Origin of the sequence: Pseudomonas sp. PA-4-8C, from assembly GCF_021606625.1 — a bacterium.
GTDB lineage: Bacteria > Pseudomonadota > Gammaproteobacteria > Pseudomonadales > Pseudomonadaceae > Aquipseudomonas > Aquipseudomonas lactis.
In genome coordinates this window covers 1-5,993 of the sequence record NZ_WKCD01000314.1, presented here as the reverse complement: position 1 = coordinate 5,993, position 5,993 = coordinate 1, and the positions used below count along the sequence as shown (strand labels likewise).

Genomic DNA, 5,993 nt, shown 5'->3' with positions numbered 1-5,993 from the left:
CAGCACACCATCGCGAAAGTGATAGAACCGCGACGCCTGGGCCAGCACTAACTCATCAGGAGCCGAGCCCAAGTAGATCGCTGCTTCCGCCAGGCTATTGGTGATCGCGGGTCGGGCAGATGTGGGCAAGGGCAGGGTAGTCGAGCGGTTCTCATGGTCGGTCCACACCACCGAATCGCCCGACACACAAAGCCTGTGCGCCAGCGCATGACTCCAGCCAAACCCCAACCCGCAATCCACATCCACCGCACTGGTGCGATACAGCCGCGTCCACTCAAACGGCAAAACCCCGTCCAGCGCGCCATCGGTGAGGGTGAGCAATTCTTCCCCGGTGACCATCGACACCGGGCAGCCGTTGGTGACCGTCTTGTCCGCTGGCGCCGTCGCATCCCCTTTCGGATTCGACGCCACGGCAGGCACATCATCGACGTGTTCCTGACGGACCAACACGGTCTGTCGGGTCTTGTTGCGAACCACCGGCACCGGGTTCGAAACCAGCGTGTCGCCGGCCTTCAATGGAACCACTGGCACGGCCTTGACCGGCGTCGCCGCACTGCTCAGCAACACCGGCTTGGCGACCTCGACATGAGCTTCCAGCCGAGGCCCCGTCACCTGCTTGGCCAGCAATTCCAACAACGCCCGCGCCCGGCCGGACTTGACGCCACTAAGGATCTGAGCACCCAGGCGCAGCTGGACCCCAATGCCTCGCGTGGCCCAGATCAGCAGTAGATTGATCAAGACTTCGCCGGTGATTTCACCCAGCAGTTCGTACATGTCAGGTGGCGGCAGCATGCGTACCCAGGCCACCAGCGCCGACAGGTAGATAAACAACAGCGGCTCATCACTGAGTACCAGCAACCCCTTGGCCAGCGTGTCTTTGCCCAGCTTGAGCAGCGCCTTCAGCTCAGCTTCGGACAGGTACTTCAGCAACTTTTCGCTGTTGGATTTGAGATTGGCGAGCAGGTCGTACAGCTCGGTGATGTTGTCCCACAGGTTATAAAGCGCGCCGCCAAGCCCGGCAGCAAAGGCCATGCCCTGTAACGCACTGCGCTTGTAAGCAGGCGCTTTGGCAAAGTCTGCCCATCGAGGCTTGAAGTACTCGGCCCAGGCCTTGCGCAAATCCGCTTCCAGCCCGGCGATCACAGACTCATAGGACGCATACAGCGCCTGGACGTGAGCCTTGGAAACGTTGGGGTAAAAGGTGATTTCGTACGTCTGGTCGCGGGTACAGTCGTTGACTTCAAGAATGCCGCTGGGGCCAATGGTGCGATGCAGTGGCGCACCTACCGGGCTGCCGTCCCGAGCAACGGCTTGCAGCATCACAGGCGTGTTGCCGATGGGCACGAACTGCGTGCTTTCGAACAGATGCACCAGGGTCAGCCCGCCCTGGGCTTTGCATTGAGCGACCGTGCGACTGGTTTTTTTGGAAGAAGCCGGCGCGACCAGTGCGACCTGTTCTCCCACCTTGAATACCTGCTCCACACTAAGTGCCGAACCACTTAAAAAGCTGTCGGCCCACGTATCAAAGGTATTCAGGCAGGTGCGGAAATCCGCAAATACGCGCTCAACCTTCGGCGCTTCGGGATCCATCGGCACCAGCACCATGTTGGTCAACACCGAGATCAAGAGACAGCCCCATCCATTAGGGCTTTAACGAAAACCACCATCTGCAATCCCTCGCACTGTTTGATCAGGCGAGGGACTTTGCAGCGGTTGTCAGGTAAAAGAAGTCGGCGTTATTCGCGAGAGGGGCGAGGAAGTTTCGTCTTAACCTCAGGTAAACCGAGGCTTGGTCGTAGGAGTCGGATTACAGCTGGAACAGTCTTACAACTTCAACTGCCCAATCGCCTTGCTCAACTCCCCGGCCAGCGTCGCCAGTTCATTGCTGGTAGTCGCTGATGCCACGGTTTGATGCACGGTGTTTTCGGTCACATCGCGAATGCTCACCACGGCGCGGTTCATTTCTTCGGCGACATGGCTTTGTTGCTCGGCGGCCACGGCAATCTGGGTGTTGCTTTCGCGCATCTGTGCCACGGCCCCGGTAATTTCAGCCAGCGCGAGGCCGGCTTCCTGGGCCTGCTGTACGCAGTCATCGGCCTTGAATGAGCTCTCCTGCATGAAGTCCACGGCGTCGCGGGTGCCGGCTTGCAGTGCCGAGACCATGCGGGTGATTTCGTCGGTGGAGCTTTGCACGCGCTTGGCCAGGTTGCGCACTTCGTCGGCGACCACCGCGAAACCGCGGCCCATTTCCCCGGCGCGGGCGGCTTCGATGGCGGCGTTGAGGGCGAGCAGGTTGGTCTGTTCGGCGATGCTGTGGATCACCCCGACCACGCCGTTGATTTTCTGGCTGTCTTCAGCCAGTTTCTGGATCATTTCGGCGGTCTGCTGTACGCCACTGGACAGCCCGGCGATCGAACGCTGCACCCGAGTGACCACAGCCTGGCCGCTGCCGGCGAGGGTGTCGGCGGACTGGGACAAGTCACGGGTGGCGCCTGCGTGCTGGGCGATGTGGTAGACGGTGGCGGTCATTTCGTTGATGGCGGTGGCGGCCTGGTCGGTTTCGCTCTGCTGGCCGAGCATGCCGTGTTGTACCTCGTTCATGCTGCTAGCCAGGCGTGCGGCGCCGTCGTCCAGTTGCCGGGCGGTGCGGGCCACGGTATTGACCACCCGCTGGTAGCCGGCTTGCATGGCGTTGAAGGCACTGGCCATCTGGCCGACTTCATCCTTGCAAGCCAATGGCACCCGCGCCGAGAGGTCGCCGGTTTTTTCAACGTGCAGCATCACATCCTTGAGGGTGTTGAGTTGGCTGAGCAGGAAGCGGATCAACAACTGCGAGGCGCCGAGCATGGCCAGCATCAGCACTGCCACGGCGACGGCGTAATGAGTGAAGCGTTCACGGAACACCTGGCTCAGGCTCGGCGCGTAGGCCAGGACTGCGACCTGCTGGCCGTCGGCCCGGCTGATCACTTCGGCGCCGATCAGCGGGTTTTCGCCGAACAACGGCATGGGGTTGAGTTCAGTCCAGCCGTTGGCAGTGCTCAGGGCGGGCAGATCCTGGGGGATCTGGCCTTTGGCAAAGGTGAGCCAGTGCTCACCCGTGGGCAAGGTTTTGTCGGCTGGCCAGGCGCTGAGCAAGCGCCCCTGGGCCTGGGCCGATGCCTGCGACGCCTGGCTGCGCGCCTGTTGTTCAAGCTGTACGGCGTACAGCACCAGCAGCAGGGTGGTGATGAAGGCGACCGCATTGACGGCCCAGAATTTGTATTTGAGCGAGATATTGCTAAGCCAGGCACCCATGGAAGGTTTTCTCTGATAGCGGAAACAGTATTGGCAAGGTGCCATTATTGTGCCGCTATTCAGAAAAGCGCTTTTGACATGGGTCAATGCGCCGCATCAATCGATGGCAGGCAAGCCGAAAAAGCGCCGGGCGCAGGCGGTGCTGTGCAGCGCCAGGTCTTCCATCGTTTCGTTACGGTGCAGGGCCACTTCGCGCAGTACTTCGGGCAGGTACGCCGGTTCATTGCGACCATTCTTCGGCTTGGGGCGCAGGGTGCGTGGCAGAAGGTAGGGCGCATCGCTTTCCAGCATCAGACGGCCTCGGGGAATTTCCCTGACCAGCGGATGCAGATGAGTGCCACGGCGTTCGTCGCAGATCCAACCCGTGATGCCAATGTGCAAGTCCAGGTCCAGGTAGCTGAACAGCGCTGCCTGTTCACCGGTGAAGCAGTGCACCACGGCGGCTGGCAGGTGGTCGCGGTAGTCCTTGAGGATCTCCACCAGACGCTGGTTGGCATCGCGCTCATGGAGAAATACCGGCAGTTGCAGCTCGACCGCCAGGGCCAGGTGTTCTTCGAGGACTTTTTCCTGCTGGGGGCGAGGGGAGAAGTCCCGGTTGAAATCCAGCCCGCATTCACCCACGGCGCGCACTCGGCTGTCGCCCAGCAAGCTGCGCAGACGTTGGGCGCTGTCGCTGTTCCAGTCGCTGGCAGAGTGGGGGTGAATGCCGGCGGTGCTGAACAGGCGTTGGCCGCTTTCGTCGAGTTTTACACACAGTTGCTGGGCCTGTTCACTGCCCTCGACGCTGGTGCCGGTGAGTACCAATTGCTGCACGCCAGCGGCGTAGGCGCGTTCGAGAACGGCCGTGTGCCTCTCGTCGAAACTGGGGTTGGTCAGGTTGACGCCAATATCAATGAGTTGCATGGTGCTATCTCCGCCTGCGGCCGGAAAGCATATCAGAGCTGTAGATTGATAAGAAAAACCAAGAACTACAACGCGTTAACGCTGTCTTTGAACGTCGCAAGCGACATTGTGGTGGGCCGATTGCCTGCCACTGTGGCGCCGTTGCACGCCTTGCCAGCGCATAAAGCGCTCTGTTTCTGACCACCAGCACTGCGTAATTCGCACAGGCGCTGGCCAGTTTTCTTTCCGGAGAGCGGATGATCCGACCCTCGGCGTTGCTTATGTTATGCGTGACGTTGCTACTGCCCATGGCGGCGGTCGCGCGTCTTGACGGGCCGCTGCAAGTGACCAAGCCCGGCAAGGTCCGTGACCTGGCGCAAATTCGCTCCAGCCGCACCCTGCGCGTCTTGGTCAACCAGAGCCGCAACAGTTCCGGTGAAGTGCAGGGCCAGGCCATCGGCGTCGAATACCACCGGTTGCGCGCCTTCGAGCAATACCTCAACGGCCATGCCCGTGATGGGCAGGCCATCAACCTCAAGATCATCCCCAAGGCCAAGGACCAGTTACTCGGCGCGCTGGCCCGTGGTGAAGGCGACCTGGTGGCACCCGGTGAGTTGCTGGATGTGAAGGGCGTGCACAAGGTCAGCGCCAGCGCCCCGATTGTCAGCGATGTGCCGTTGTGGTTGGTGGGCGTCAAGGGTGAGCGACGCTTTACCAAGCTGGAGCAACTGTCGGGGCGCACGGTGACGCTGACCACGGGCAGTGCGGCGGCGGATGCCATCAGTCAGGTCAATCAAAAGCTGGCCCTGCACAAGCGTCCACCGGTGAAAGTGGAATGGGTTGACCCCAGCCTGGCGGTGGAAGACGTCCTGGAGATGGTGCAGGCGGGGATTTTTCACCTGACGATTGTGGAAAAACCGATTGCCCAACGCTGGGCGAAAATCCTGCCCAAGTTGCGCTTTGACAAACAGGTAGTGATCAGCGAACCGGGCGACGAGTTCTGGTTTGTACGCCAGGACGCGTCGATGCTGCGCGCCAGCATTGATCGGTTTATCAAGACCTATCACACGCCTTCCGACCAGGATGTGGCCTTCCAGCGTATCTATCGACGCCTCTACCAGGTCCGTAACCCATTGGCGCGGGCTGACCGCCAGCGCCTGGAAAAACTGCGCCCGGTTTTGCAAAAACATGCGCGTGAGCAAGGTATGGACTGGCTGAACCTGGCGGCCTTGGCGTTCAAGGAGTCTTCCCTGGACCCAGGTGCACGCAACAGCGGCGGCCCCACCGGCCTGATGCAGATCACGCCGTCGGCGGCCCAGCGGGTGGGGATCAACAATATCGAGACGCTCGACAATAACGTGCAAGCGGGGGCACGTTACCTGGCGATGATCCGTCGCAAGTTTTTCGCCAGCCCCAAGCTCAATGAGCGCGAGCGCATGGCCTTTATGCTGGCGGCGTACAACATGGGGCCGGAGCGAGTGCAAGGCATGCGCACCGAGGCCAAGCGCCGCGGGCTTAACCCCAATCAGTGGTTCTTCCAGGTTGAACGCATTGCCATGGAGCAGGTAGGGATGGGCGGCGTCAGCTATGTTAATAGCGTCAACAAGTATTATTTGGCGTTCGATCGGGAGCGGGAGTCCCTTGAGCCGGTAGCTGCTAAAATTGCCTCGCGCAAATAATCGAATTGTTAGATATTAATTAGGCGATATTTCGGCTTTTATCATTGCTTAAACTGATTAATATAGCGGCCAACCAACCCCTACCTGGAAAAGGATTTACCCCATGAGCCCAATGATTACCCGTGTACTGTCCACTCG

General features: G+C 60.3%; 4 protein-coding genes. 1 reads left to right on the top strand and 3 read right to left on the bottom strand.

The window, feature by feature from the left end:
* From GIW04_RS26865 to GIW04_RS26855, 3 genes are all read right to left on the bottom strand, one after another.
* The coding region (locus GIW04_RS26865; RefSeq protein ID WP_442962815.1) for a DUF6531 domain-containing protein at positions 1-1,605 on the bottom strand (1,605 nt) is incomplete at its 3' end.
* A gap of 219 nt (positions 1,606-1,824) precedes the next feature.
* Positions 1,825-3,294, bottom strand: a complete 1,470-nt coding sequence (locus tag GIW04_RS26860) for a methyl-accepting chemotaxis protein (protein ID WP_057710897.1) — start codon at positions 3,292-3,294, stop codon at positions 1,825-1,827.
* 96 nt (positions 3,295-3,390) lie between these two features.
* Positions 3,391-4,197, bottom strand: a complete 807-nt coding sequence (locus GIW04_RS26855) for a TatD family hydrolase (RefSeq protein WP_120247706.1) — start codon at positions 4,195-4,197, stop codon at positions 3,391-3,393.
* Between the two features lie 236 nt (positions 4,198-4,433).
* Here GIW04_RS26855 and GIW04_RS26850 point away from each other — a divergent pair, with 236 nt between their 5' ends.
* Positions 4,434-5,855 (top strand): transglycosylase SLT domain-containing protein, encoded by a 1,422-nt coding sequence (locus GIW04_RS26850; RefSeq protein ID WP_120247707.1) that lies wholly within the window; start codon positions 4,434-4,436, stop codon positions 5,853-5,855.
* The last annotated feature ends 138 nt before the right edge of the window (positions 5,856-5,993 follow it).

Excerpts from the sequence above, each read along its gene's own strand:
- GIW04_RS26850 (WP_120247707.1), top strand. The coding sequence starts at position 4,434 with ATGATCCGACCCTCGGCGTTGCTTATGTTATGCGTGACGTTGCTACTG.
- GIW04_RS26860 (WP_057710897.1), bottom strand. The coding sequence starts at position 3,294 with ATGGGTGCCTGGCTTAGCAATATCTCGCTCAAATACAAATTCTGGGCC.
- GIW04_RS26855 (WP_120247706.1), bottom strand. The coding sequence starts at position 4,197 with ATGCAACTCATTGATATTGGCGTCAACCTGACCAACCCCAGTTTCGAC.